General features: G+C 70.9%; 23 protein-coding genes. 15 read left to right on the top strand and 8 right to left on the bottom strand.

What is annotated here, in order from left to right:
• Positions 1-5: 5 nt before the first annotated feature.
• Genes iolB through MRBLWH10_RS17470 form a run of 5 tightly spaced genes read left to right on the top strand, consistent with a single transcriptional unit; the run spans position 6 to position 5,623 of the window.
• The gene (iolB, locus tag MRBLWH10_RS17450) at positions 6-944 is read left to right on the top strand and encodes a 5-deoxy-glucuronate isomerase (RefSeq protein WP_341940894.1); all 939 of its coding nucleotides are present in this window, start codon (positions 6-8) and stop codon (positions 942-944) included.
• A complete protein-coding gene (gene iolD, locus MRBLWH10_RS17455) occupies positions 941-2,866 on the top strand; it encodes a 3D-(3,5/4)-trihydroxycyclohexane-1,2-dione acylhydrolase (decyclizing) (RefSeq protein ID WP_341940895.1) in 1,926 nt (641 codons plus the stop codon). Before iolB ends, iolD begins: the two co-directional genes overlap by 4 nt.
• Positions 2,863-3,780, top strand: coding sequence for a sugar phosphate isomerase/epimerase (locus MRBLWH10_RS17460; RefSeq protein WP_341940896.1), 918 nt, complete (start codon positions 2,863-2,865; stop codon positions 3,778-3,780). The genes iolD and MRBLWH10_RS17460 overlap by 4 nt, the downstream gene beginning before the upstream one ends.
• Before the next feature lie 38 nt (positions 3,781-3,818).
• Positions 3,819-4,829 carry an inositol 2-dehydrogenase gene (iolG, locus tag MRBLWH10_RS17465; protein ID WP_341940897.1) on the top strand — a complete coding sequence of 337 codons (1,011 nt, stop codon included), beginning with the start codon at positions 3,819-3,821 and terminating at the stop codon, positions 4,827-4,829.
• Positions 4,826-5,623 carry a TIM barrel protein gene (locus MRBLWH10_RS17470; protein WP_341940898.1) on the top strand — a complete coding sequence of 266 codons (798 nt, stop codon included), beginning with the start codon at positions 4,826-4,828 and terminating at the stop codon, positions 5,621-5,623. Before iolG ends, MRBLWH10_RS17470 begins: the two co-directional genes overlap by 4 nt.
• Before the next feature lie 315 nt (positions 5,624-5,938).
• Here MRBLWH10_RS17470 and MRBLWH10_RS17475 read toward each other — a convergent pair whose 3' ends face one another.
• The gene (locus tag MRBLWH10_RS17475; protein WP_341940899.1) at positions 5,939-7,123 is read right to left on the bottom strand and encodes a Gfo/Idh/MocA family oxidoreductase; all 1,185 of its coding nucleotides are present in this window, start codon (positions 7,121-7,123) and stop codon (positions 5,939-5,941) included.
• A gap of 158 nt (positions 7,124-7,281) precedes the next feature.
• Between MRBLWH10_RS17475 and MRBLWH10_RS17480 the strand changes: the two genes are divergently transcribed.
• The 5 genes from MRBLWH10_RS17480 to MRBLWH10_RS17500 all read left to right on the top strand — a co-directional run bounded on the left by MRBLWH10_RS17480 (position 7,282) and on the right by MRBLWH10_RS17500 (position 12,395).
• Positions 7,282-8,265 (top strand): sugar ABC transporter substrate-binding protein, encoded by a 984-nt coding sequence (locus tag MRBLWH10_RS17480; protein ID WP_341940900.1) that lies wholly within the window; start codon positions 7,282-7,284, stop codon positions 8,263-8,265.
• Positions 8,266-8,321: 56 nt separating this feature from the next.
• On the top strand, positions 8,322-9,365 hold the full coding sequence (locus tag MRBLWH10_RS17485; RefSeq protein ID WP_105675938.1) for an ABC transporter permease: 1,044 nt from the start codon (positions 8,322-8,324) through the stop codon (positions 9,363-9,365).
• A complete protein-coding gene (locus MRBLWH10_RS17490; protein WP_341940901.1) occupies positions 9,362-10,267 on the top strand; it encodes an ATP-binding cassette domain-containing protein in 906 nt (301 codons plus the stop codon). Before MRBLWH10_RS17485 ends, MRBLWH10_RS17490 begins: the two co-directional genes overlap by 4 nt.
• A gap of 137 nt (positions 10,268-10,404) precedes the next feature.
• Complete coding sequence (locus tag MRBLWH10_RS17495; RefSeq protein ID WP_341940902.1) at positions 10,405-11,877, top strand: MATE family efflux transporter; 1,473 nt, start codon at positions 10,405-10,407, stop codon at positions 11,875-11,877.
• Between the two features lie 98 nt (positions 11,878-11,975).
• Positions 11,976-12,395, top strand: a complete 420-nt coding sequence (locus MRBLWH10_RS17500; protein ID WP_341940903.1) for a hypothetical protein — start codon at positions 11,976-11,978, stop codon at positions 12,393-12,395.
• 29 nt (positions 12,396-12,424) lie between these two features.
• On the opposite strand, the gene MRBLWH10_RS17505 is transcribed toward MRBLWH10_RS17500, so the two are convergent.
• Positions 12,425-14,128, bottom strand: a complete 1,704-nt coding sequence (locus MRBLWH10_RS17505; RefSeq protein ID WP_341940904.1) for an AMP-binding protein — start codon at positions 14,126-14,128, stop codon at positions 12,425-12,427.
• 89 nt (positions 14,129-14,217) lie between these two features.
• Positions 14,218-14,685 (bottom strand): Lrp/AsnC family transcriptional regulator, encoded by a 468-nt coding sequence (locus MRBLWH10_RS17510; RefSeq protein WP_341940905.1) that lies wholly within the window; start codon positions 14,683-14,685, stop codon positions 14,218-14,220.
• A gap of 112 nt (positions 14,686-14,797) precedes the next feature.
• Here MRBLWH10_RS17510 and MRBLWH10_RS17515 point away from each other — a divergent pair, with 112 nt between their 5' ends.
• From MRBLWH10_RS17515 to MRBLWH10_RS17530, 4 genes are all read left to right on the top strand, one after another.
• Complete coding sequence (locus MRBLWH10_RS17515) at positions 14,798-16,003, top strand: PLP-dependent aspartate aminotransferase family protein (protein ID WP_341940906.1); 1,206 nt, start codon at positions 14,798-14,800, stop codon at positions 16,001-16,003.
• A gap of 336 nt (positions 16,004-16,339) precedes the next feature.
• Entirely contained in the window at positions 16,340-17,746 is a 1,407-nt protein-coding gene (locus MRBLWH10_RS17520; protein WP_341940907.1) for a hypothetical protein, read from the top strand.
• A gap of 143 nt (positions 17,747-17,889) precedes the next feature.
• Positions 17,890-18,504, top strand: coding sequence for an ATP-dependent Clp protease proteolytic subunit (locus MRBLWH10_RS17525; RefSeq protein WP_341940908.1), 615 nt, complete (start codon positions 17,890-17,892; stop codon positions 18,502-18,504).
• Entirely contained in the window at positions 18,501-19,091 is a 591-nt protein-coding gene (locus MRBLWH10_RS17530; RefSeq protein WP_341940909.1) for an ATP-dependent Clp protease proteolytic subunit, read from the top strand. Before MRBLWH10_RS17525 ends, MRBLWH10_RS17530 begins: the two co-directional genes overlap by 4 nt.
• A gap of 286 nt (positions 19,092-19,377) precedes the next feature.
• Here the strand turns inward: MRBLWH10_RS17530 and MRBLWH10_RS17535 are convergent, their stop codons facing one another.
• From MRBLWH10_RS17535 to ribA, 4 genes are all read right to left on the bottom strand, one after another.
• Entirely contained in the window at positions 19,378-19,716 is a 339-nt protein-coding gene (locus tag MRBLWH10_RS17535; protein WP_341940910.1) for a helix-turn-helix transcriptional regulator, read from the bottom strand.
• An 86-nt stretch (positions 19,717-19,802) separates the two neighbouring features.
• Positions 19,803-20,678, bottom strand: coding sequence for a helix-turn-helix transcriptional regulator (locus MRBLWH10_RS17540; protein WP_105677533.1), 876 nt, complete (start codon positions 20,676-20,678; stop codon positions 19,803-19,805).
• A 471-nt stretch (positions 20,679-21,149) separates the two neighbouring features.
• Positions 21,150-21,608: a MarR family transcriptional regulator gene (locus tag MRBLWH10_RS17545; RefSeq protein ID WP_341940911.1), complete on the bottom strand. Its 459-nt coding sequence runs from the start codon at positions 21,606-21,608 to the stop codon at positions 21,150-21,152.
• Complete coding sequence (gene ribA / locus MRBLWH10_RS17550) at positions 21,608-22,267, bottom strand: GTP cyclohydrolase II (protein WP_105677470.1); 660 nt, start codon at positions 22,265-22,267, stop codon at positions 21,608-21,610. The genes MRBLWH10_RS17545 and ribA overlap by 1 nt, the downstream gene beginning before the upstream one ends.
• Before the next feature lie 102 nt (positions 22,268-22,369).
• Between ribA and MRBLWH10_RS17555 the strand changes: the two genes are divergently transcribed.
• Complete coding sequence (locus tag MRBLWH10_RS17555) at positions 22,370-22,660, top strand: hypothetical protein (RefSeq protein ID WP_341940912.1); 291 nt, start codon at positions 22,370-22,372, stop codon at positions 22,658-22,660.
• 90 nt (positions 22,661-22,750) lie between these two features.
• On the opposite strand, the gene MRBLWH10_RS17560 is transcribed toward MRBLWH10_RS17555, so the two are convergent.
• Positions 22,751-23,638 (bottom strand): DMT family transporter, encoded by an 888-nt coding sequence (locus MRBLWH10_RS17560; protein ID WP_341940913.1) that lies wholly within the window; start codon positions 23,636-23,638, stop codon positions 22,751-22,753.
• Positions 23,639-23,717: the final 79 nt, after the last annotated feature.

The following is a 23,717-nucleotide window of genomic DNA, read 5'->3' on the forward strand; positions in this document are numbered from 1 at the left end:
CGCGCATGAACGACGAGACCGGATGGTTCCATCGCCGCGGCGCGCTCGCCGGCGAGGGGTGGGAGAGCGTGGTCGACGACGGCATCCCCGGCTGGCAGCACACGGGTCTGCGCGTGGGCGTGCTGACCGAGGGCGAGTCCCTCGCGCTGGACGGCGGCGGGCAGGAGCGCATCGTCGTGCCGCTCGCCGGGAGCTTCACGGTGGAGGTCGTCGAGCGGGGGTCCGCGTCGACCGTGGACCTCGCGGGCCGCGCGTCGGTCTTCGACGGTCCGACCGACGTGCTCTACCTCTCCACCGATGCGACGGCGATCGTGCGGGGGAGCGGCAGGGTCGCCGTCGCCTCGTCGCCGACGACCGAGGTCCGGCCGACCAGACGCATCGCGGCGGCAGAGACCCCCGTCGAGCTCCGCGGTGCGGGTGCGTCGAGCCGCCAGGTGCACAACTTCGGCACCCCGCAGGCGCTGGATGCCGCCCGGCTCATCGTGTGCGAGGTCATCACGCCAGCAGGCAACTGGTCGTCGTACCCTCCGCACAAGCACGACGAGAACGTGCCCGGTCACGAGTCGCGGCTCGAGGAGATCTACTACTTCGAGGCGGCTCGCGCCGACCGGTCGACGCAGGGGGCGGATGCCGCGTTCGGGCTGTTCAGCACCTACTCCTCTCCCGCCGGCGACATCGAGATCGACGCGATGGTCCGCACGGGCGACATCGCCCTCGTGCCCTTCGGCTACCACGGCCCTGCGGTCGCCGCCCCAGGCTACGACCTGTACTACCTGAACGTGATGGCGGGGCCGGACCCCGAGCGCGAGTGGCTGATCAGCGACGACCCCGCGCACGCGTGGGTGCGCGACGCGTGGGCCTCGCAGCCGATCGACCCGCGCCTGCCCTTCCCCGAGGGCGCATCGGCGCACGACGACGAGCACGACGAAGGAGGGCCGCGATGACGGCGACCAGGAGGATGTCGGTCAGCCAGGCGCTGATCGGGTTCCTTGCGAACCAATGGACGGTCGACGGGGAGATCCGCGAACGGACGATCCCCGGCGTGTTCGGCATCTTCGGACACGGCAACGTCGCCGGCATCGGCCAGGCGCTGCGCCAGCTCGACGTCGAGAGCCCCGGCCTCATGCCGTACCACCAGGCCCGCAACGAGCAGGCGATGGTGCACCAGTCCGTCGGCTTCGCGCGGATGCACCGCCGAAGGGCGACGTTCGCCTCCGCGGCATCCGTCGGCCCCGGCGCGACCAACATGCTCACCGGCGCCGCGCTCGCCACGACGAATCGGCTGCCGGCGCTACTGCTGCCGAGCGACACCTTCGCGACGCGCGTGGCCGACCCGGTGCTGCAGCAGCTGGAGCAGCCGTGGGACATCGGGCTCACCGTCAACGACGCGTTCCGTCCGCTCTCGCGCTTCTTCGATCGCGTGCAGCGGCCGGAGCAGCTGTTCTCGATCGCGCTGAACGCCCTTCGCGTGCTCGTCGACCCCGCCGAGACCGGCGCCGTCACGATCGCGCTGCCGGAGGACGTGCAGGCCGAGAGCATCGACGTGCCGCTGTCGTTCCTCGCCGAACGCGAGTGGCACGTGCGCCGGCCCGTCCCCGAACGCGGTGCGCTGGAGCGGGCCGTGCGGGCGATCCGCGCCGCGAAGCGCCCGTTCGTCGTCGCGGGCGGCGGCGTGATCTACTCGGGCGCAGAGGAGCAGCTGCGCGCCTTCGTCGAGGCCACCGGCATCCCCGTCGGCACGACGCAGGCCGGCGGCGGCAGCCTCGCCTGGGACCACCCGCAGTACCTCGGCGGCGTCGGGGCCACGGGCTCGACCGCGGCGAATCGGCTCGCCGCCGAGGCCGACGTCGTGATCGGCATCGGCACGCGCTACAGCGACTTCACCACGGGGTCGCGCACGGCGTTCCAGCATCCGGGTGTCGAGTTCGTCAACATCAACGTCGCCGCGTTCGACGCGTACAAGCACGGCACGCAGCTGCCCGTGATCGCCGACGCCCGCGAGACGCTGGTCGCGCTCGCAGAGGCGCTGCCCGTCCGGATCGTGAGCGACGAGTACGCCACCCGCATCGCCGGGGAGAAGGCGGAGTGGGATGCCGCGGTCGACGCGGCCTTCGCGCCATCGGGCCTCGCACGTCCCGGCCAGCCGGAGATCATCGGCGCCGTCCAGGCGGCCACCGACCCGGAGGACGTGATCGTCCAGGCCGCTGGTTCCCTGCCCGGCGACCTGCACAAGCTCTGGCGCGTGCGCGACCCGCTCGGCTATCACGTCGAGTACGCGTTCTCGTGCATGGGGTACGAGATCGCCGGCGGCCTCGGCGCCAAGCGCGGCGCCCTCGCCTCCGGCTCCGACCGCGACGTGGTCGTGATGGTGGGGGACGGCTCGTACCTGATGCTGAGCTCCGAGCTCGCCACGGTCGTCGCCGAGGGCATCAAGCTCATCATCGTGATCGTGCAGAACCACGGCTACGCCTCGATCGGCCACCTGTCGGAGACCGTCGGCTCGGAACGGTTCGGCACGCGCTACCGGATGCAGGACGATCCGGCGCACGCCGAGCGGCTGCTGCCGGTCGACCTCGCCATGAACGCGCGCAGCTACGGGCTGGACGTCGTGGAGATCCCGGCGACGGCATCCGCGATCGACGACCTGTCGGCCGCGCTCGCCGCAGCGAAGGCCTCGCCGCGGTCGACCGTGATCCACATCGAGAGCGACCCGCTGCTCTACGCCCCCGACGGGGAGGGCTGGTGGGATGTGCCGGTGCCGGAGGAGGCATCGCTGCCGACGACCCGTCGCGCACGCCGCGAGTACGAACAGCGCCGGACGGCGCAGCGCCCGCTGCTGGGCGCGGAAGACGGAGGAGAGGCATGAAGGCGACGGTGGCCGGCGCCCCGGTGAGCTTCGGCGTGTTCGAGCTGACCCCGGAGGGCGCCGAGACGATCAGCCCCGACGACCTGCTGGCGACGCTCGCCGAGTCGGACTACCGCGGCGTGGACCTGGGCCCGTCCGGCTTCTTCGGGCGGGGCGCGCGGCTGCGGCAGCGGCTGCGGAGCCACGGGCTGGAGCTCGCCGGAGGCTGGGTGCAGCTGCCGTTCTCCGACGACGACGCCTTCGAGGCGGCGCTCCCGGAACTGCACGAGGCGCTGCGCGCGTTCTCCGACGCCGCGGAGGACGGCCCCGATCGGCTGCCGCTGCCCACGCTCGCCGACGGAGGCTCGAGCATCCGCCAGGGTGCGCCGGGCCGCGGAGGCGAGGTCGACCCGCTCGCCGAGGCCGCGTGGGGGAGGCTGCTCGCGAACACCGAGCGCGCCGCGGGCATCGTGCGCGCGGCCGGCTTCGAGCCGACCTTCCACCACCACGCCGGCACGTTCGTGGAGTCGCCCGACGAGATCGATCGGTTCCTCGCGAACGTCGACGTCGATCTCACCCTCGACACCGGTCACCTCTTCATCGCCGGGGGAGACCCGCTCGACGCCGTGCGCCGCTGGGGAGACCGCATCAACCACCTGCACCTGAAGGACGTCGACCTCGGCGAGCTGACGCGCGTGCTCTCCGCCGGCGGCGGGATGCGCGAGGTCTGGTCGTCGGGTTCGTTCGTCGCGTTCGGCGCGGGCGACATCGACCTCGCCGCCGTGATGGATGCCGTCGACGAGCGCGGCTTCGACGGCTGGATCGTCGTCGAGCAGGACGTGCTGAACGGCCCCGACGTCTCCCTCTCCGAGTTCCGCGCCGCGCGCGGGGCCGACCAGATCCGCAACCGCGAGGCGCTGCGCCCCTGGGCGTGACCCCTTCTCCCCGACCCCTCTCCCCGAAGGACCGCACGATGTCACACGCTCCCCTCCGCTTCGGCCTGATCGGCACCGGACGCATCGGCCAGGTGCACGCCGCGAGCATCGCCGCCGACCCCGACGCGCAGCTCTCCTGGGTCGCCGATCCCTTCGTCGACGGCGCGCGCCGCGTCGCGGCGACGTACGGCGGCACGGCGACCGACACCCCCGACGAGGTGTTCGCCTCGGGCGAGGTCGACGCGATCCTCATCGCCTCGCCGACGCCGACGCACGTCGACCTCATCGCGCGGGCGGTGGATGCCGGCATCCCCGTGCTCTGCGAGAAGCCGATCGACCTCGACATCGCGCGGGTCGAGGCGCTGCGTCCCCGGGTCGCGTCGGCCGGGGTGCCGGTGGCGCTCGGCTTCAACCGCCGCTTCGACCCCGCGTTCGCGTCGGCCAGGGCCCGCGTCGCCGCGGGTGAGATCGGCGCCCTCGAACAGCTCACGATCATCAGCCGCGACCCCTCGGCCCCGCCCGCCGACTACGTCGCCGTGTCCGGCGGGATCTTCCGCGACATGACGATCCACGACTTCGACATGGCACGGTTCTTCCTGCCCGAGATCGTCGAGGTCTCGGCATCCGGGTCGACGACCTTCGACGCCGGCGCCGCCCAGCACGGCGACTTCGACACCGCCGTGACGACCCTGCGCGCGGCATCCGGCGCCCTCGTCACGATCGTCAACTCACGGCACAGCGCCGTCGGCTACGACCAGCGCATCGAGGCCTTCGGCGGCACCGGGATGCTGCAGGTCGCGAACGCGCCGACCAGCCTCGTCAGCCTGTCGACCGCGGATGCCGTCGAGGCGAAGCCCCCGTACGAGCCGTTCTTCCTGGAGCGCTATGCCGCCGCCTACGCCGCGGAGCTGCACGAGTTCATCCTGCTCGCCCGCGGAGAGGAGTCGACGAGCCCGACGTTCGAGGACGGCCGCGCGGCGCTGATCCTCGCCGACGCCGCGCAGCGTTCGGCGACCGAGCGCGTCGTCGTGCCGGTCGACCTGCGATGAGCGCCGTCGAGCAGCCTGCCCGCTACCGGCTGGCCGCGTCGGCCGAGATGCTCTACACCGACCTCGATCTGGTCGAACGCGTCCGCCGTCTCGACGAGCGCGGCTTCGAGGTCGAGATCTGGGACTGGAGCACCAAGGACCTCCCCGCGCTCGCCGCCACCGGCGCGGTGTTCTCGTCGATGACGGGGTACCTCCGCGGCGACCTCACGACGCCCGAGGGCATCGCCGACCTCCTCGCGACGGCGGAGGAGTCGCTGCGGAAGGCGGAGGTGATCGACTCACCCCGGCTGAACCTGCACGGCACGGGGCTGGCGCCCGGCGGCCTTCCGGTGCGCCCGCAGACCGAGGTCGCCCCGCACGAGTGGGAGATCGCGGCGGACACCCTCGCGCGACTGGCCGCGCTGGGCGCGCGTGAGGGGCGCGTGTTCACGCTGGAGAACCTGAACACCGCCGTCGACCACCCCGGAACCCCGTTCGCCCGCGCCGCCGACACGCTGCGTCTGGCGCGGGCCGTGGACTCCCCGTGGCTGCGCCTCAACCTCGACCTGTACCACGCGCAGATCGGGGAGGGGAACCTGATCGAGCTCGTGCGGGAGGCGCTGCCGTGGGTCGGCGAGATCCAGGTCGCTGATGTGCCTGGTCGCTGCGAGCCGGGCACGGGGGAGATCCGCTACGAGGCGATCGCCGCTGCGCTGCGCGACCTCGGCTACGACGGGGTGATCGGCCTCGAGGGCTGGGCGCGCACCGACACGGATGCCGCGCTCGACGCGTTCCGGAGCGCCTTCGGGGCCTGAGCCCCCCCGCACCCTCGCGCCCTCGCTCGCGCCCTCGCTCGCGCCCTCGCGCCCTCGCGTGAGGGGTCATGTTGTGCGGGGTGCGGGCCCTTTGGCGCGACGTTTTGTGGCTCTTCACGCGGGTGCTCTTTGTGGTGCTTGGTGTGAGGGGTCATGTTCTGTCGGGTACGGGGCCCATGACGCGACGTTCTGTGGCCCCTCACGCGTGTGCTCTTGTGGCGCCTCACGCGTGCGTTGTGCGACACCTCGCGTGAGCGTGACTCACACGCGAACGGCACACGCGAGCGGGACCCACGAGACGAGAGGAGCGGAGGGTCACGCGTCGTACGTCGTGGGGCCCGTCACCTCGGGCACGGACTCCCAGGCTCCGGATGCCGTGCTCCGCAGCGCGGCATCCACGATCTCCGCCGCCGACCACGCATCGGATGCCGACGGCGCGAGCTGCCTGCCCTCGGCGACGGAGCGCAGGAACAGCGAGGCCTCGATGGTCTTCAGGTCGTCGAAGCCCATGCCGGTGCCGGCCCCGGGCTGGAAGCGCGCGAAGTCGCCGTAGTCGGGCCCGGCCATGACGGTGCGGTAGCCGGAGGCGTCGTCGGCCAGCTGGAGCTCGTTCAGGCGCTGGAAGTCCCACCGCAGCGAGCCCTTCGTGCCGTACACCTCGATGCGGTACTCGGCGCGGGGGCCGATCGCGACGCGGCTGGACTCCAGCACGGCGACCGCGCCGGAGTCGAAACGGGCGAGGATCGCGGCGTAGTCCTCGTTCTCGACGTCGCCGCGGGGGCCGTCGTCGGCGCCCTTGCTGAAGTGGCTGGCCGCGCCGGCCGACGGCAGGGGACGGCTGCGGATGAAGGTCTCGGTGAGCCCGCTGACGGAGCTGATCCGGCCGACGATGTACTGCGCGAGGTCGGCCCCGTGCGAGAGCAGGTCGCCGAGCACGCCGCTGCCCGCGCGATCGCGGCTGAACCGCCACGTGAGGGCGCCGTCGGGATCGGCCGAGTAGTCGGCGAGCAGGGCGACGCGCACGTTCGTGATCGTGCCGAGCGCCCCGTCGCGCACCAGGCGCCTGGCGTGCGCGATGGCGGGGGCGTGCCGGTAGTTGAAGCCCACCGAGGTCACGAGACCCGCGTCGAGAGCGCCCTGTGCGATCTCTCGCGACTCGCCGGCGCCGCGGCCCATCGGCTTCTCGATCCAGAACGGCTTGCCCGCAGCGATGGCGGCCAGGGCGATCTCGTGGTGGAGGAAGTTCGGCGAGCAGATCGAGACCACGTCGACGTCCGGGTGGGCGATCAGCTCGCGGTAGTCGGAGACGGTCTCGCGGTAGCCGAGCACGTCGGCGGCGTGTTCGCGGCCCCCGGCATCCGGGTCTGCGGCGACCGTGAGGTCGGCGACGACGGGCAGGTCGGGGTAGTGCCTGTGCGCCTCCAGATAGGCGCGTGAGTGCAGGCGCCCCATCCATCCGACCGAGACCAGACCGACGCCGATGTGCTTCTTCGTCACCACGGGCGACTCCTTCCGTTGGACACAGCGTATACCCCGAATGGAGATGTTGACAGAATGTATTGACATTTGGACTCCACGGTGTCAGGATCGCCCTGACACCGACGTCACCAGGTGGGACGTGTCGACGTCGACAGGATCCGCATCGAAGGGAAACCGAAATGAAGAAGCGCCTCATCGGCGTTCTGGGGATCGCCGCCGCAGCCGCGCTGCTGCTGTCGGCGTGCTCTGGAACCGGACAGGAACCGACGACCGACTCGCAGGGCGGCGGCGACACCAAGTCCTCAGGGCTGAGCTACGCCGTGGTCACGCACGCAGCGCCCGGCGACGCGTTCTGGGACCGCGTCAAGTCCGGCGCGGAGAAGGCCGGAGCCGACTACGGCGCCGACGTCACCTACAACTCCGACCCCGACCCCGCGAAGCAGTCGCAGCTCATCGACAACGCGATCGCGCAGAAGGTCGACGGCATCGTCGTCTCCATGGCCAACCCCGACGGCGTCCAGGCGAGCGTCGAGCGCGCCGTCGCCGCCGGCATCCCGGTCGTGACCATCAACTCGGGCATCGAGAAGTTCAAGGAGTTCGGCGCGATCACCCACGTCGGGCAGAGCGAGTCGATCGCGGGAGCCGCTGTCGGCGAGCGCCTCAGCACGGAGGGCGCGACCAACGCCCTCTGCGTCATCCAGGAAGCGGGCAACATCGGGCTCGAGGAGCGCTGCAAGGCCGCGGCCGGCGCGTTCGGCGGCACCATGGAGAACCTGCAGGTCGACGGCACGAACGATGCCGAGGTCAAGGCGACCATCAAGTCGAAGCTGCAGGCCGACCCCTCAATCGACGCCGTGCTGACCCTCGGCGGCCAGTACGCGATCGACGCGGTCGGCGCCGTCGAGGAGTCCGGCAGCGCGGCGAAGGTCGCGACCTTCGACCTGTCGGAAGACGTCGTGGCCGCAGTGGCCGACGGCAAGATCCTCTTCGCGGTCGACCAGCAGCCGTACGTGCAGGGCTTCCTCGGGGTGACCGCGCTCTACCTCAAGAGCATCAACGGCAACGACATCGGCGGTGGGGAGCCGATCTACTCCGGACCGGCGTTCGTCACGAAGGACAACGCGGCCCAGGTCGCGGAGTTCGCCAAGAAGGGCACGCGCTAACACCGGCGGAGGGGGCGGGATGACACCCGACCCCTCGTCCGGCGAAAGGACTGAAGATGACAACGACGGACATCGTCACGGTGGGCAACAGACCGCGACTGGAACGGCGGCCGCTGCGCACTCTGCTCGTGCGGCCCGAGATGGGAGCGCTCGTCGCAGCGCTGGCGGTGATGATCTTCTTCTCCGTCTACACGAAGAGCTTCATGACCACCGCCGGAGCGGGCGTCTGGCTCGAATCCGCATCGACCTTCGGCATCATGGCCGTGGCGGTCGCCCTGCTCATGATCGGCGGGGAGTTCGACCTCTCGGCGGGTGTGCTCACCGGCTTCACCGCTCTCGTGGTCGGCATCCTGACCACCCGGTACGGGCTGAACATCTGGGTGGCCGTGCTCGTCTCGCTCGTGCTGGCCCTCGCGATCGGCGCCCTCAACGGCCTCCTCGTGATGAAGACCGGGCTGCCGAGCTTCATCATCACCCTCGGCACGTTCTTCGTCCTGGCGGGCATCGACCTCGCCGTCACGAAGCTCATCACCGGCCAGGTGGCCATCCAGGGCATGACCAAGGTGCCCTACTACGACAGCATCCAGCCCCTCTTCGGCTCGTCGATCGAGATCGGCGGCGGCACCTTCTACATCTCGGTGCTCTGGTGGTTCGTCGTCACCGCCGTCGCGACCTGGGTGCTGCTGCGCACCCGGCCGGGCAACTGGATCTTCGCGGTCGGCGGGGCGGTCACGTCATCCCGCCAGGTGGGCGTTCCCGTGCTCAAGACCAAGATCGGCCTGTTCATGGTCACGGCCGGTGCGGCGTGGCTGGTCGGCATGATCTCGCTGTTCCGCACCTCGACGGTGCAGGCGAACACGGGCGTCGGGCAGGAGTTCATCTACATCATCTGCGCGGTCGTCGGCGGCTGTCTGATGACGGGAGGCTTCGGCTCCGCGATCGGCGCGGCGCTGGGCGCCCTCATCTACGGCATGGTCTTCCAGGGCATCACGTTCGCCCAGTGGGACACGAACTGGCTGCGCACGTTCCTCGGAGCGATGCTGCTGCTGGCGGTGTTCCTGAACCACTGGGTGCGACTCAGGGCGGGAGGAGTGAAATGACCGCGGTCAGCACGACGGCGCCCGTCGTCGAGGTGCGCGACATCGGCAAGAGCTACGGTCCGGTGAACGCGCTCGCCGGAGTCAGCACGACGGTGAACGCCGGACAGGTCACGTGCGTCCTGGGGGACAACGGCGCCGGCAAGTCCACGTTCATCAAGATGCTGGCCGGGGCGCACACCCCCTCCAGCGGCGAGCTGCTCGTCGACGGGGTGCAGGTGACGTTCTCGTCGCCGAGGGCGGCGCTGGATGCCGGCATCGCCACGGTCTATCAGGACCTCGCTGTCGTGCCGCTGATGCCGGTCTGGCGCAACTTCTTCCTCGGGTCGGAGCTGACGAAGGGCTGGGGGCCGCTCCGTCGGCTCGACGTGAAGCGCATGAAGCAGATCACGTACACAGAGCTCGCCAACATGGGCATCGACCTGCGCGACGTGGATCAGCCGATCGGCACGCTGTCGGGAGGAGAGCGCCAGTGCGTCGCGATCGCCCGTGCGGTGTACTTCGGCGCGAGGGTGCTGATCCTCGACGAGCCGACCGCGGCGCTGGGTGTGAAGCAGTCGGGCGTGGTGCTGAAGTACATCGCCAGGGCCCGCGATCGCGGTCTGGGCGTCGTGTTCATCACGCACAACCCGCACCACGCGTACCCCGTGGGCGATCGGTTCCTGCTGCTGAACCGCGGCACCAGCATCGGCAACTTCGAGAAGGAGGAGATCTCCCTCGCGCAGTTGACGAGCATGATGGCGGGCGGCGCGGAGCTCGACTCGCTCGCCCACGAGCTGCAGCGGGAGATCGGCGACGACTCACCGGTCGTCGAGGAGATCGTGCGCGAGGCCGAGCAGGCGTCGGAGCTGGGGAGCACCGACGCGGAGTCGCCGTCCGGCGGCCCCACCCCTGCATCCGCCTGAGCGCGCGGAAGAGATCGGCCGGCATCGCCCCCGCGATGCCGGCCGATTCCGCGTGTCCGGGGATACCGCTCTCCGAATCGATTCGATAAACTGGTCGGACCCCCGATCCACCCCCCAGTTCTGCGAGCCGCTCCTTCATGGCCACCTCTCTCACCACGGGCCGTCCGTGGCGTGTCATCCTTGCCTTCTCCATCCCGCTCCTGCTCGGCAACGTCGTCCAGCAGCTGTACCAGTTCGTCGATGCGATCGTCGTCGGCCGCCACCTCGGCGTCGGCTCGCTCGCCGCCGTCGGCGCGACCGGACCGCTGCTGTTCCTGCTGCTCGGCTTCGCGTGGGGTCTCACGAGCGGCTTCGCCATCCCCATCGCGCAGGCCTACGGCGCCGGCGACGAGGTCGCGGTGCGCCGCTCCGTCGCGACCGGGGTGATCCTCACCGGCATCACGAGCGTGATCCTCACGGTCGGGGCGCCCCTGATCTCGCACCCTCTCCTCGCGCTGCTGCAGACGCCGAGCGAGCTGATGGCCGAGGCCACCGTGTTCACGCAGATCAGCTTCATCGGCGCCGGCGCGACCATGTTCTTCAACTACCTGTCGGCGATCATCCGCGCGATCGGCGACTCCCGCACGCCGCTGGTCTTCCTCACGGTCTCGTGCGCCCTGAACGCGGGGCTCGTCGTGCTCATGGTCGGACCGCTCGAGTGGGGCGTGGCCGGGGCGGCGCTGGCGACGGTCGTCGCGCAGGCCGTGTCGGTGCTGCTGTGCCTGGAGTTCGTGCGCCGCCGCCTGCCTCTGCTGCACCTGCGCCGCAGCGACTGGCGCGTCACGCGCGCCGATGTGGCCGAGCACCTGCGTCTCGGACTGCCCATGGGCTTCCAGGCGTCGATCATCGCGATCGGCACCCTCACCGTGCAGGTCGCGCTCAACACCATCGGCGCCGAGGCGGTGGCCGCGTACACCACGGGTGCCAGGGTCGACAGCCTCGGCGTGGCCTTCCTCTCGTCGCTCGGCCTCGCCGTCTCGATGTACACGGCGCAGAACCTCGGCGGGCGCCGTCCCGACCGCATCCGCCGCGGCGTCGTGGAGGCGACGTGGATGGCGGTGGCCGCCGGTGCGGTGATCGGCATCGTCATCATCGCCTTCGGCGTGCCGATGGTGCGGCTGTTCATCGGCGACGGCTCCGACGAGGTCGTGAGGCTCGCGCACCTCATGCTCATCGTGAACGGATGCGGCTACTGGGCGCTCGGCGTGCTGTTCGTGCTCCGCGGCGCGCTCCAGGGCCTCGGGCACACGCTCGTGCCCACCGTCACCGGCGTCATCGAGCTCGTGATGCGCGTCGCCGCCGCGGTCGCCCTCGGCGCGTGGATCGGATTCCCCGGTGTCGCGCTCAGCAACCCGCTCGCCTGGGTGGGGGCGATCGTGCTGCTCGTGCCCGCGTACATCAGCGCGCACCGCGCCCTCGGACGGATGCCGGTGAACCCCGCGGAGGCCACCGAGACGTCGGCGATCGCCATCGTCGGACCGGTCGACGGATCGATGGTGGTCGACGCCGTCGTCACGCAGCCGGTGCGCGTGGTGAAGAGGTCGCCGCTCGCCCGCCTGAAGAGGCGTTAGACCGCAGGAGTACGAAACATCATCCTTGAGACGGATGCGTTCATCCAGACACTTTCCTAATGTAGAAGGTGCGGAGATACCGCTGACGGGGGGTCGTCATGACGACATCGAGGGTGGCCAGCGATCTGGCCCAGATCATGGTCCCGATCGGAGTGGTCGGCGCGGTGCTCGCGACGGTCTGCGCGATCGTCGCAGCCGTCGCGATCACACGCGGCGCGAGCGGTCTGAGCGGAGGCGCGGTGGGGCTCTGGATCCCCAGCGCGATGATCAGCTCCATCGCCGGATTCGCCAGCCAGTGGATGCCGCTGCTGGCCTCCGTCGCGGCGCTCGTCGGCCTGCTGGTGATCGGCGGCGTCGTGCGTGCGATCATGAACGCATCCGGCGCCGAGTGGCCGACGCGGACGGAGAAGGCCGAGGCGGCGGCCGCTGCACCGGCCGTCGTGGCTCCGGCATCCGTCGCCCCGGCGACCAGCACGATTCCGACGCTCACGCGGCCGAATCCGGTCCGCGCGGCCTGACCCAGTCCGCGCGGCCTGAGCCGCGCGACTCAGCGGTAGTCGCGGTCGCGGTGCTGCCCGGTCTCGTCTCCGGACTCGACGCGTGCGGCCTCGCGGGCGCGCAGCTCGACGCGACGGATCTTGCCCGAGATGGTCTTCGGCAGCTCTGGAGCGAACTCGATGATCCGCACCCAGAGGTGCGACGACAGGCGGTCGTGCGCGTAGGCGAAGATCGATCGTGCGGCCTCCGCCTCGTCGGCTCCGGCATCCGTCCGCAGGCACACGTACGCCTTCGGCACCGCCAGGCGGGTCGGATCCGGGCTCGGCACCACCGCCGCCTCGACCACGAGGTCGTGCTCCAGCAGCACCGACTCGAGCTCGAACGGCGAGATCTTGTAGTCCGATGCCTTGAAGACGTCGTCCGCCCTGCCGACGTAGGTGAGGTAGCCGTCGGCATCCCTCGTCGCGATGTCGCCCGTGTGGTGGAACCCGCCTGCACGCGACTCCGCCGTCTTCTCCGGGGCGTCGTAGTACCCGGCCATGAGGCCGAGGGGCGGCTGCGACAGGTCGAGGGCGATCTCACCCTCCCCGTCGGTCACGGCGCCCGTCACGGGGTCGAGCAGCACGACGGGGTAGCCGGGGAGCGGTCGTCCCATCGACCCGATCTTGATCGGCTGGCCGGGGGAGTTGCCGATGCACGCCGTCATCTCGGTCTGACCGAATCCGTCGCGGATCGTCCCTCCCCACGCGTTCCGCACGCGCTCGATGACCTCGGGATTCAGGGGTTCGCCGGCGCCGACGAGCTCACGCGGCGGATGCGTGAGGCGTCCGAGGTCGGCCTGGATCAGCATGCGCCACACGGTCGGCGGTGCGCAGAACGTCGACACGTGGTGGGTGTCCATGACCTGCATGAGGGCGTTCGCGTCGAAGCGGTCGTAGTTGTAGACGAAGACGGTGGCCTCGGCGAGGAACGGCGAGTAGAAGCTTGACCACGCGTGCTTCGCCCACCCGGGCGACGAGATGTTGAGGTGCACGTCGCCCGGCCGCACGCCCAGCCACCACATGGTCGACAGGTGGCCGATCGGGTAGGAGGCGTGGGTGTGCTGCACGAGCTTGGGACGACTGGTGGTGCCGCTGGTGAAGTAGAGCAGGGCGGTGTCGGATGCCGGGGTCGGGGCATCCGGCTCGAACTCCGTCGGGGCGTCGGCGGAGTCCGCGAAGCGCTCCCACCCAGCGGGGATGCCGTCGCCGACGCCGATCCGCAGGGTGTCGATGCCGTCGAGCCGCCCGGCGAGTGCGCCGAGGGTCACGACGGCGCGGGCGCGGCCGTGCTCGATGCGGTAGGCGAGGTCGGATGCCGACAGCAGCGTCGAGGTCGGGATCGACACCGCGCCGATCTTGGTGATCGCGAGCATCACCTCCCATAGCTCGATCTGGTTGCCCAGCATCACGATGACGTGATCGCCGCGGCTGATGCCGAGACCCGTGAGCCAGGCGGCGACCTGGTCGGAGCGGGCGGAGAGCTGCCCGTAGGTCCACTCCGCGAGCGACAGGTCGGCGGACACGATCTGCACGGCGGGGCGGTCGGGGTCCTCTCCCGCGACGACGTCGAACCACTCCAGCGCGAAGTTGAACTCGTCGGGGTGCGGCCAGGAGAAGCCGGCGCGTGCGGCGTCGTAGTCCGTGGCGTTCGCGAAGAGGAAGTCCCGCATCTCGCGGATCGTGTTCGTGGCTGCGGTGGCGCTGCGGCTCATTCGGTGCTCCCTTGCTTCACGTGCCGTTCCATCCTCGCGCTCTCGGGCCCTGCGCGCGAGTGCGGGCCGGGCATCCGTCGAGCGCGCGGCTATCGGCCGAGCAGTCCGCTGCCGTCTCGGAGCTCGAACACCAGCTGGGTCTCGGTGCCCCGCACGACGGGGTGGATCGTGATGTGCTCCAGCACGATGTCCCGCAGCGCCGTCGCATCCTGCACGGCGACGTGCACGAGGAAGTCGTCGACCCCGGCGACGTGGAAGACCTGCAGCACGCGGGGGATGCCGACGAGCGCATCGAACAGCGCGGTGACCTTGGGGCCGGTGTGGTTCGCGAGGCGCACCTTGATGATCGCCTGCAGCGGGAAGCCCAGGGCGGCCTCGTCGACGCGGATGCGGGTGTCGCGGATGACGCCGCGCTCGCGCAGCGCCCGCACGCGGTGCGCGCACGTCGACTCGGCGAGACCCAGACGGGTGGCGAGCGCCTTGTTCGTGACCACTGCATCGGCGGTGAGGGCGGCGAGCAGTTCGAGGTCGAGCTCGTCGAGTTGCGGTTTCGCCAAGATGGCTCCTCTTCGAAGGTCGCTTTCGGCACAGAATAGCGAATACGGCGGAAGAACTGGCGGATGCTGTCGAATCCCTGCGCCCGGATCGGGATTCGGGCAACGTGGAGACATGACTGCACCGTTGCATCCCGACACCGTCGCCGTCCACAGCGGCCGCTCCGACCTCGAGGGTCTCGGGGTCCACGCGCTGCCGATCGACCTCTCCACGACGAACCCGCTGCCCGACATCGAGCGCGGAGGGGACTCGTACGAGGCGATGGCCACGGGCGGCCGCCCTCCCGTCGACGGCAGCATGGTCTACGCCCGCCTGTGGAACCCCACGGTCGCGCGCTTCGAGGAGGCGCTCGCCGAGCTCGAGCACGCCGAGGCCGCGGTCGCGTTCGCCTCGGGCATGGCGGCCATGACCGCGGTGATCCTCGCGCACGGCCCCGCGACGGGCATGCGCCACGTCGTCGCGGTGCGCCCGCTGTACGGCGGAACCGATCACCTGCTGGGCTCCGGACTGCTCGGCGTCGAGACCACGTACTGCCACCCCGACGAGGTCGCCGCCGCGATCCGGCCCGACACGGGGCTCGTCGTGGTCGAGACCCCCGCGAACCCCACGCTCGACATCGCGGACATCGCCGACGTCGTGCGTCAGGCGGGCGGGGTTCCGGTCGTGGTCGACAACACGTTCGCGACCCCCGTGCTGCAGAACCCGATCGACCTCGGTGCGGCCATGTCGCTGCACAGCGCCACGAAGTACCTGGGCGGTCATGGAGACGTGATCGCAGGCGTCGTCGCGTGCAGCGAGGAGACCGCCGAGGCGCTGCGTCGCGTGCGCGCCGTCACGGGAGGGCTGCTGCATCCGCTCGGCGCGTACCTGCTGCATCGCGGACTCACCACCCTGCCGGTGCGGATGCGCGCGCAGCAGGAGAGCGCCCGCCGCATCGTGCAGTGGCTGATCGATCGGCCCGAGGTCGCCGAGGTGTTCTACCCGGGGCTGGACGGCGATCCGCGCGGCATCCTCGGACGGCAGATGCGCGGCACCGGCGCGATGATCGCGATGCGGATGCGGGGCGGCTTCGCCGCGGCATCCGCCATCACCACGGCGACCGAGCTGTTCACGCATGCGGTCTCGCTCGGAGGAGTCGACTCGCTCATCCAGCATCCGGCGGCCCTCACGCACCGCCCGGTTCCGCCCGAGGCCCGGCCGGGCGCCGACGTGCTGCGCCTCAGCATCGGACTGGAGAACGTCGACGACCTGATCGCCGACCTCGCCACCGCGTTCGCCGCCCTCCCGCAGCACGCCCCCGAGCTGCACGCCGCCCGCTGACCCCCGCCCTCACCCCGAGGGTGGCGTCGAGATCCCGTGCACTCGTCGAGTGCACGGGATCTGCGCGTGAAGATCTCGTGCGTTCGAGAGGATGCCGTGCACTCGCGCGGCGCGTTGCCACGAAGGGCAGGGTGGCGGGCGCTGTTGACTCGGGGTCAACGGGAATTGTGAGATCGCTACAAGGAACCGAGTATCAGTGCTCCTGAGACTTGGTCCCGAGCGGCAAAGCTGTGCGGAGGCTGGGAAAGCCGCCCATACACTCGCCGGTGGCAACGACGCCACCGACCCCAGGAGTCCTCAATGACGAGTGCTAGACCCCATGCCCACGGACTTGGAATGCGCATCGCCGTGATCGTGCTCAGCGTTCTGCTGGCCGCGATGGTGATCCTGTTCTTCATCGTGACCGGCAAGATCGCCGCCGGTGCGGCCGAGCTCGCCGGCGGAACGACGACGGCCGAAGACGGCTCCGCCGCGCTGGCCGACGGGGCGGGAGACCTCTCGTCCGGCGCAGACAAGCTCGCCGCAGGCACCGAAGACCTCGCCGCCGGAGCGACCACCGCACACGACGGCGCGCAGAAGCTCGCCGCCGGAGCGCAGTCGGCCGCCACCGGTGCGGCGACGCTCTCCGAGGGCGCCGGGGCCCTCGCCGCAGGAGCGTCGAACGCCGTGGCCGGTGCGGGCAAGCTCAGCGCCGGGGCCCAGACGGCCCTCAGCGGCGCCCAGGACCTCCAGGCCGGGACCACGAGGGCGGATGCCGGGGCGCAGTCCGTGCTCGACGGCGCCACCAAGCTCTCCGCGGGCGTGTCCGGTGCTCACAAGATCGCCAGCGATCTTCTCGCCGGCGCCGCCGAATTCACGTCCAAGATCGACGCGGCCGTGCCCGCGGCGATGATCCCGAAGCTCCAGGCGCTCTCCGACCCGACGGCTGCCGCGGGTATCAAGGGTGCGGCCGCGGGTGCGCCGGCGAACTCGCAGATGCTCGCCGACAAGCTCGCCCTGCTCGCCGCGAACGACGGGGTCACCGGTTCGGACATCGACCAGCTCGCCCTGCTCGCGGCAGGCCTCGACAAGCAGGTCGACGGCATCGCGGGCGCCGCGGACGCGGCTCCGGCACTCGCCGCGGGCACGCTCGCCACCGTCGACGCGTCGAAGAAGCTCGCAGGAGGTGCGAACGCGCTCGTCAACGGCGAACCCAGCCTCGGCTGGCCGGGAACCGTCGGCCTCGTGGACGCGCAGAAGGGCGCCCCGGCGCTCGTCGCCGGCGCGCAGACCCTCAAGGACGGCACGTCCCAGCTGTCCGCGGGAGCCGCCAAGCTCTCGGGTGGCCTCCAGGCACTCTCGTCCGGCGCCTCCACGCTCCACTCCGGAACGATCAAGCTCGACTCCGGCGCGACCTCGTTGAGCCAGGGCGCGGTGTCCCTCGCCGAGGGGGCGGCGACGCTGCAGTCCGGAGCATCCGACCTCAGCTCCGGCGTCGGCGACCTCTCCGAGGGTGCGGCCACCGTGGCCGAGAAGACCGGGGAGCTCGCGGCGGGCGGCGACAAGATCGAGGCGGGCGCGACCGATCTCGCCGAGGGCACCGGCCTGATCGCCGACGGCTCCGGCACCCTGGCATCCGCCACCGCCGGTGCGGCCCCGTCGACCCTTCCGTGGATGCTCGGCATCGGACTCGTGGGCCTCATCGCCCTCGGATTCTGGGTCGGTCACCGCATCTCCCACCGCCGCGCGCTCGCCGCGGCCTGAAACCCCACTCCCCACCCCACCCCCGCAGACCGCCCCCTCGACACGACGTCGAGGGGGCGGTCGGTGTGTGGGCGCCGCTCAGGGCAGAACCGCCCACAGCAGAAACCGGTCAGCGCAGAGACGGGGCGGCGGATGCTGGGGGCATGAGCGAAGACACCCCCATCCCGCAGTTCGGCCCCGAAGCGCGGCGTGCGCTGTTCCACGACCGCATCCTCGTGCTCGACGGCGCCCTCGACGACGACAACGGCACGCTGCTGATGACGCAGCTCCTCACCCTCTCGGCCGAGGACCCCGTGGCCGACATCGCACTGTGGATCCACTCGCCCGGAGGCTCGGTTCCCTCGATGCTCGCGATCCGCGACCTCATGAGGCTCGTGCCGAACGACGTCTCGACGCTCGCCCTCGGCCTCGCCTGCAGTGCCGGGCAGTTCCTGCTCTCCGCGGGCACGAAGGGCAAGCGCAGAGCCCTGCCGCACGCGCGCATCCTCATGCACCAGGGGTCGGCGGGCATCGGCGGATCGGCGGTCGAGATCGAGACCCAGGCCGACGACCTCCGCCACATGCGCGACACCGTGCTCGGGCTCATCGCCGGCGACACCGGTCAGCCCCTGGAGCGCATCTTCGAGGACTCTCTCCACGACCGTTGGTACACGGCGGAGCAGGCGCGCGACTACGGCTTCATCGACGAGATCGTCGGCTCGTTCGCCGAGATCATGCCCCGCAGACGCGCCCGCGTCGGGCTGGGGGCGGACGCATGAGCAGCTACACGATCCCGAACGTGATCGCACAGCATCCGCGGGGCGAGCGCGTCATGGACGTCTATTCGCACCTCCTCGCCGAACGCGTGATCTACCTCGGCACCGGCATCGACGCCGGCGTCGCCAACGCACTCATCGCGCAGTTGCTGCACCTCGACGCCGACAGCCCCGAGAGCGGCATCCAGTTCTACATCAACAGCGAGGGCGGCGATCCAGGGGCCGCTCTCGCGATCTACGACACCATGCGGCACATCCGTCCGGTGATCGCGACGACGTGCGTCGGCCAGGCGATCGGCCCCGCGGCGCTGCTCGTCGCATCGGGAGCACCGGGTCAGCGGTCCGCCCTCGCCCACGCCCGCATCGTGCTGCATCAGCCCGCCGGGCAGTCGCGCGGCGCGATCCCCGACCTGATCCTCGCGGCCGACGAGGTGGTGCGGGTGCGCGCGGACATGGAGGAGATCCTCGCCAGGCACAGCGGCCGCACGGTCGCCGAGCTGCGGGCCGACACCGACAGGGACCGCGTGTTCGCGGCATCCGCTGCCAGGGACTACGGCCTCATCGACACCGTGCTGGGGGAGCGGGGCTGACCCCGGACGCCGTGCGGGGCGCCGGTGCGATAGGGAACGTGTCGGATGCGCGGTCGCGGTTCCCGCGGTGCCCTGACGTTCTGTCGGCCCCGACCCCGTTCTGTCGGCGCGCGTGCACGCACCGCGCCGACAGAACGGCACCTGCGCCGACCGAGTGCCGGGCCGTCGGGCCGTGGGGGAGACACAGGCGACGGATGCCGGATTCGCGCCGACAGAACGGCACCTGCGCCGACCGAGTGCCGGGCCGTGGAGGTCGAGGCGACGGATGCCGGTTTCGCGCCGCTCCTCAGGCGGCGAGGGCGAAAGCTCCCCGCGCGGACGAGAGGGCGGATGCGGATGCCGGCTCCGACCGCAGCTCGTCGGCGACGGCGCTGGTGAGCTCGATCAGGGACGTGTCGAGGGCGCCGGCGATCGCGGCGATCATCTCGCTCGACGGCTCCTTGAGTCCGCGCTCGACCTCCGAGAGGTACTGGGGCGAGACGCCCGCCTTCTCTGCGGTCTCCGTGAGGGTCTCGTCGCGGTCGTGGCGTCGTCGGCGCAGCTGGTCGCCCAGCAGCTGCCGCCACAGCGGCTCGGGCTCGGAGGGGCGACGCGGTGCACGGGGGAAGGGGACGAGTGCGGCCATGCCTCACGGTACGTCGGGCCGTGGCGCGGCATCCATCGATTCTGCTCTGAGCAGAACGACCAGGATGGCTCTCACGCGGAGGAGCGTCAGGCCTCCGTGGTGAGGCGGACGGATGCCGCGGCATCCGTCGCCGCCCAGCTCGCCAGCAGCCCCAGCTTCTCGGCGGACGCCGAGCCGGGCTCCGCGGTGTACGCCGACAGTTGGAGTCCGGGGTCGGCGGGAAGCTCGAACGCCTCGTAGGTGAGCTCCATCTCGCCGACGACCGGGTGGTTGATGCGCTTGCGGCCCGTGCGATGGAAACGCACGTCGTGCGCCGCCCACAGGGTGCGGAACCGGTCGCTGCGCGTCGACAGCTCTCCGACGAGATCGGTGAGCTTCTTGTCGAAGGGGTTGCGGCCGGCCTCGCCGCGCATCGCGGCGACGAGCTCCTGCGTGTTGCGCTCCCACTCGGGGTAGAACTCCTGGGCGGCAGGGTTGAGGAACGCGAAGCGCGCGCTGTTGGGCCGCGGCTCCGCGAACACGGGGGCGTACAGCGCCCGGCCGAGCGCGTTCGCCGCGCGGTAGTCGAAATGATTGTCGCGCACGATCGCCGGCGCCTCGGTCATCGCGTCGAGCAGACGCAGGATGCTGGGCCGCAGCTGTCCAGGCTTGGTGCGGGGCGAGCGCGGAACGGGGCCGGCGTTGGCGGAGCGAGCGAGGTCGAACAGGTGCGCGGTTTCGGCCTCGTCGAGCTGGAGCGCGCGGGCGAGGGCGTCGAGCACGCTCTCGGACGCCCCGGACAGGTCTCCGCGCTCGAGGCGGGTGTAGTAGTCGACGCTGACGCCCGCCAGCAGCGACACCTCCTCGCGCCGGAGCCCCGGCACACGCCGGTTGCCCCCATACACGGGGAGTCCGGCCTGGTCAGGGGTGATGCGGGCGCGCCTCGACGAGAGGAACTCGCGCACCTCGCTGCGGGTGTCCATGCCTTCGACCGTACGCCCTGTCGGCTCCACGAGACAGGTACTGACGGTACCTCGCACGGCGGGCCGCGCGTTCGGGCTGGGTTCGCACGTTCGGGCTGAGGTTCTCCCGGCATCCGTCCTCCCGAGCGTGTTCTCTCCTCCCGAGCGTGCTCTCTCGTTCGGGGCCTGAGGGCGTGCACGCGGGCCGCACGTTCGGGCTGAGCGTGAGGCGTGCACGCCGCGCCGCACGCTCGGGCTGAGTTCGCACGCTCGGGCTGAGTTCGCACGTTCGGGCTGAGGTTCTCCCGGCATCCGTCCTCCCGAGCGTGTTCTCTCCTCCCGAACGTGCGGGCGTGCGAGGCCGCACGCGTCAAGCCGCAGCGCACCCGCACCCCCCCAGCACGACCCCGCACCGCACGACCCTGCACCGCACCCCCGCACCGCACCCCCCCGAAGCACGACCCCCGAAGCATGACCCCCGAGGCTCGCGCGCTACAGGGCGGCGGTGATCCCGGGCAGGAGCTTCGAGAGGATGCCGCCCAGCTGGTCGCGCTCGTGCGCGGTCAGCGGATCGAGCACCAGCTCGCGGATCTGCGCCACGTGCACGGGGGCCGCCGAGCGCAGCAGTTCGCGTCCGGCATCCGTGAGTGCTGCCGTGAGGGTGCGCTTGTCGCTGCTGCAGCTCGTGCGGGTCACCCACCCCCGCTCCTCGAGCGAGTCGATGGCGTGACTGAGGCGTGAGCGGCTGAGTCCGGCGATGTGCGCCAGCTCGGTCATCGGGATCGCCCTGTCGGCCTGACCGGCGAGGGTGACGAGGATCGCGTAGTGCGCGTGGTTGAGTCCGGTCTCGGCCTTCAACGCCCGGTCGAGCACCTGCGGCAGCAGCTGCACGAAGCGGATGGTCGGCAGCCAGGTCGCCATCTCGGCGTCGTCGAGCCGCCGCTCGCTCATCAGGCGGCCGACAGGTCGAGCGTGTGCGAGGTGTGGTCGCGCTTCGCCTGCAGGTACCGCGTGTTCGCCTCCGACAGGTGGACGCCGGTCGGGATGCGCTCCGCGACGCGGATGCCGAGCTCTTCGAGCTGCACCGCCTTGTCGGGGTTGTTGCTGAGCAGGCGGATGCCGTCGACGCCCACGGCGCGCAGCATCTGCGCGGCGACGGTGTAGTCGCGCTCGTCCTCACCGTGACCGAGGGCCACGTTCGCCTCGTAGGTGTCGAGTCCCGCGTCCTGCAGCGCGTAGGCGTCGAGCTTGGCATACAGGCCGATGCCGCGTCCCTCCTGGCGCAGGTACAGCAGGAAGCCGCCCTCGTCGGAGATCCGCTCGACCGCTTCGCGCAGTTGCGGACCGCAGTCGCAGCGCTCCGAGCCGAACACGTCGCCCGTGAGGCACTCGCTGTGCGGGCGCACGAGGGGTGCGTCGCCGCCCTCGGCCGCGCGCTCCATCGCTCCGCGCCAGTCGCCGAGTCCCAGCAGCAGGTGCTCGCGTCCGTCGACGAGACCGTCGAAGGTGACAACGTCTGCGGTGGTGGAGAAACCGTCGGCGAAGCGCATCGGCACGCGCACACGGGTCCGCTCTGTGGCGATCGGAACGACGGTTGAAGTTTCAATCATGACTGGTGCAACGCGGACGCCCCGTCTCTATTCCCGGCATCTCCCGGTCACGATCGGGTTGCGGAGTCGCGGCGTTCTCAGCGTGTGGCGTAGAAAGGGAGGATGACGAAGGGGGCGAAGAGGGCGCTGTGGATCGTCCTCGGCTGTCTTCTCCTGACCACCGTGCTGTTCGCCCCCGTGTTCGGGGCTGGCATGTGCGTGGACGCTCAGGACTCCGCGAACTCGTACTGCCGCGAGTGGCAGACCTCGCTCATCGGGCTCGAGACCACGCCGTGGATGTGGCTGGCACTGAGCGCTACGGCCGTGGTCGTCGCGCTTCTCGTGGTGCGTCCGTTCCGCGCGAACGACTCGACGCCCCCGGAGAGCCCGCTCCCCGGCGACGACCTCACGTGACGTCGACGAGTGCACGGCATCCTCGCGTCGACAACCCGTGCACTCGCCGAGTCCGCGTGACGTCGAAGGCGGCCGCGGGGGACAGAAGGGTCAGGGCTGTCTGCGGGGGCGGATGAGCTTGAGCTCGCTGGCGAGGATGCCCAGCACGACGAGCCCGCCGCCGATCAGCGCGGTGACGGGCAGACGCTCGCCGGCGATGCGTCCGACGACGGCCGCCCAGACCGGCTCCCCGGCGTAGATGATCGTGGCGCGGGTCGGCGACACCGACTTCTGCGCCCAGTTCATGGTGAGCTGGATCAGGCAGCTCGCGGCTCCCAGACCGATGGCCGCCCCCACCCACACCCATGAGAACGCGGGAACGCCCTCGCCGACGATCGGCATGGTGAGGATGCCGAGCACCCCGGCCGTGAGCAGCTGCACGATCGTGACCCTGCCGAGGTCGACGCGGGTCGCGAAGAAGCTGATGAGGATGATCTCCGCCGCGATCGGCAGCGTGCTGATCATCGTGGCGAACTCGCCGGGGCCGAGCGTGAACGTGAGGGCGTCCGGCCCCGCGATCAGGAGCAGTCCGACGAACGCGAGCCCCGCCCCGACGAACGCCATCACGGGCGGACGCCTGCGGAACACCGCCCACTGCGCGAACGGCACCAGGGGCACGTACATCGCCGTGATGAATGCCGAGGTGCTGGAGTCGATGGTCTGCAGTCCTACGGTCTGCAGGCCGTAGCCGAGGTGGATCATCACGCCGATCGCGGCGCCCGCGCCGATGTCGCGCCAGCGGATGCCGCGCAGCGACCTCCGGAAGATCACCACGCTGATGAGACCGGCCACAAGGAACCGGATGCCGACGAAGAACCACGGCCCCGAGTGCTCCATGGCCCAGTGCACGAGCAGGAACGTGCTGCCCCAGACCGCGGTGATCGCGACGAGCGCGACCTCCTGAGGGCGGAGACGCATCCAGCGGAGACGAGCGGGCATTCGGTGCCTTTCTCGATCTGCCTCCCCGAGCCTATCGCCGACGCGGCGTCCGTCACCGGCATCCCCTTTTCGCGTTCAC

The organism is Microbacterium sp. LWH10-1.2, assembly GCF_038397765.1.
Taxonomy (GTDB): Bacteria; Actinomycetota; Actinomycetes; order Actinomycetales; family Microbacteriaceae; genus Microbacterium; species Microbacterium natoriense.